Genomic DNA, 3,039 nt, shown 5'->3' with positions numbered 1-3,039 from the left:
TGGGTGGTCTGCGCCGAGCCGGACACCGCGCCGGAGGCCGTCGCCGCCGCCGAGGCGCTGGCCGCCGCCACCGGTGCCACCGTGCACACCATGGACGCGGGGGAGCACGACGCCTCCGTCGCGCTGATCTCCCACCTGCCGCAGGTCGCCGCCTCCCTGGTGGCGTCCCGGCTGCAGGACACCCCCGCGGCCTCCCTGGCGCTGGCCGGCAACGGGCTGCGGGACACCACCCGGATCGCCGCCTCCGACCCGCAGCTCTGGGTGCAGATCCTCGCCGGCAACGCTCCGCGGCTGGTGGACATCCTCCACGGCGTGCGCGCGGACCTGGACCGGCTGATCGGCACCTCGAGGACCCCGAGGCGCCGGGGGCGCGCCTGGACATCGCGCAGCTGATCGCCGAGGGCAACGCCGGACAGGCCCGCATCCCCGGCAAGCACGGCGCCCCACCGCAGGCCTTCGCCGTGGTGACCGTGGTTGTGGACGACACTCCCGGACAGATCGCCGCGGTCCTGCAGGCCACCGGCGACACCGGCGTCAACGTGGAGGACCTGCGCATGGACCACGCCTCGGGCCACGAGGTGGGCATGCTGGAGATCTCCGTGCTGCCCGGCCGCCGCGAGGAGCTGGCGGCCGCCCTGACCGAACGCGGATGGAAGGTGGTCTGAGATGACCGAGAACCCGAACCCGACTCAGAGCCCGGCCGTGGACGGCGTCGTCGACGTCACCGGCACCCCGACCGATGTCGCCCCCGTGGCCTCCGGACGCCTCGTGGTGGCCGTCGACGGCCGTCCGGCTCCGGCAAGTCCTCCGTGTCCAAGCAGGTGGCCCGCTGCCTCGGCGCCGTCTACCTGGACACCGGCGCCATGTACCGGGCCGCGGCCTGGCACTGCGTGCACGAGGGCGTGGACCTGGACGACGCCGAGGCCGTCACCGAGGCCGTGCGCGAGATGGAGCTGACCCAGTCCACCGACCCGGACGTCGAGCACGTCGCCGTCGGCGGGCACGACGTCACTGAGGCCATCCGCACCCCCGAGGTCACCGCCGTGGTCTCCCAGGTCGCCTGCATCATCCCGGTGCGCGAGATCCTGCAGGGGCGCCAGCGCGACGAGATCGAGCGCGCCGGCCGGATCGTGGCCGAGGGACGCGACGTGACCACCGTGGTGGCCCCGGACGCCGAGGCGCGCGTCCTGCTGACCGCCTCCGAGCAGGTCCGCATGGCACGCCGCTCCGGCCAGCTCACCGCAGCCGCCTCCGGCGTGGACGCCCAGACCCTGAAGGCGCAGGTCGCCGGCCGCGACCGGACCGACTCCGCCCATTCCAGCTTCGAGCGCCCCGCCGAGGGCGTGGCCCTCGTGGACTCCTCGGAGCTGGACTTCGACCAGACCGTCGCGGCCGTGCTGGCCGCCGTGCAGCAGCAGGCCGGAGCCCCGGCCGTGGAAGGACCCCGCCCGTGAGCGAGAACGACAAGCTCCTCCCCGTCGAGGGGGAGGACTACATCCCCGAGCACGAGGACCAGGTGGACGAGCGCCTGGCCGCCATGACCGACGAGGAGACCGACGCCCGCGCCGCCTCCCTGCGCGCCGGCCTGGAGGACTACAACCTCGACGAGGACGACGCCTCCCTGCTCACCGGCTGGGACGACGACGAGGCCGAGCTGCCCGACGCTCCGGTCCCGCCGGTCCTGGCGATCGTGGGCCGCCCGAACGTGGGCAAGTCCACGCTGGTCAACCGCATCATCGGCCGCCGCGAGGCCGTCGTCGAGGACGTCCCGGGCGTCACCCGCGACCGCGTCTCCTACGAGGCCGAGTGGAACGGCCGCGTGTTCACCGTGGTGGACACCGGCGGCTGGGAGCACGACGCCAAGGGCATCCACAAGCGCGTGGCCGACCAGGCCGAGCTCGCCGTCGACGTCGCCGACGCCGTGGTGTTCGTGGTGGACGCCACCGTGGGCATGACCTCCACCGACGAGGCCGTGGTGAGCATGCTCCGCCGCAAGGGCCGCCCCGTGATCGTGGCCGCCAACAAGGTGGACGACGCCATGCAGGAGGCCGACGCCGCGCAGCTGTGGTCCCTGGGCTTCGGCTACCCGTACCCGGTCTCGGCCATCCACGGCCGGGGCACGGCGGACCTGCTGGACGCCGCCCTCGAGGAGCTGCCGCGGGAGTCCGGCTACGGCGGTCTGATCCCGCGCGGCGGCCCGCGCCGCATCGCGCTGATCGGCCGTCCGAACGTGGGCAAGTCCTCGCTGCTGAACAAGCTGGCCGGCTCCGACCGCGTGGTGGTGGACGACCTGGCCGGCACCACTCGCGACCCGGTGGACGAGCTCGTGGAGCTCGGCGGTCGCCTGTGGCGCTTCGTGGACACCGCCGGCATCCGCCGCCGCCAGCACATGGCCCACGGCTCGGACTACTACGCGTCCCTGCGCACCGCGTCCGCCCTGGACCGTGCCGAGGTGGCCGTCGTGCTGCTCGAGGCGAACCAGGTGATCTCCGAACAGGACGTGCGCATCGTCCAGATGGCCCTGGAGTCCGGCCGCGCCCTCGTGCTGGCCTACAACAAGTGGGACCAGGTGGACGAGGAGCGCCGCCACGACCTCGAGCGGGAGATCGACCGCGACCTGGCCCATGTGGCCTGGGCCCCGCGCGTGAACATCTCCGCGAAGACCGGCTGGCACAAGGACCGCCTGGTCCCGGCGCTGGACACGGCCCTGGAGTCCTGGGAGACCCGCATCCCCACCGGCAAGCTCAACGCCTTCCTCGGCGAGCTCGTGGCGGCCCACCCGCACCCGCTGCGCGGAGGCAAGCAGCCGCGCATCTTGTTCGCCACCCAGGCGTCCTCCCGGCCGCCGAAGTTCGTGCTCTTCACCACGGGCTTCCTGGACCCGGGCTACCGCCGCTTCATCACCCGCCGCCTGCGCGAGACCTTCGGCTTCGTGGGCACCCCGATCGAGATCGGCATGCGCGTGCGCGAGAAGCGCGGCCGCCGCCGCTGACCCGGCGCCGGACCGGGCCCGCAGGCCCGGTCCCTTCCCGACGACGG

At 73.7% G+C, this 3,039-nt stretch carries 1 protein-coding gene and 2 pseudogenes; all 3 read left to right on the top strand.

Translation table 11 applies throughout. The annotated features are described in order from the left end of the window. A pseudogene (locus AC2W7A_RS11075) lies at positions 1–665 on the top strand (prephenate dehydrogenase dimerization domain-containing protein); the annotation flags it as partial. 85 nt (positions 666–750) lie between these two features. Further along, a pseudogene (cmk, locus tag AC2W7A_RS11070) lies at positions 751–1,454 on the top strand ((d)CMP kinase). An 83-nt stretch (positions 1,455–1,537) separates the two neighbouring features. Further along, on the top strand, positions 1,538–2,992 hold the full coding sequence (gene der, locus AC2W7A_RS11065; protein WP_485991395.1) for a ribosome biogenesis GTPase Der: 1,455 nt from the start codon (positions 1,538–1,540) through the stop codon (positions 2,990–2,992). Positions 2,993–3,039 lie beyond the last annotated feature (47 nt).

The organism is Micrococcus sp. LASM2_SD2 (genome assembly GCF_057364565.1).
This window is presented reverse-complemented; position numbering and strand designations above follow the sequence as displayed.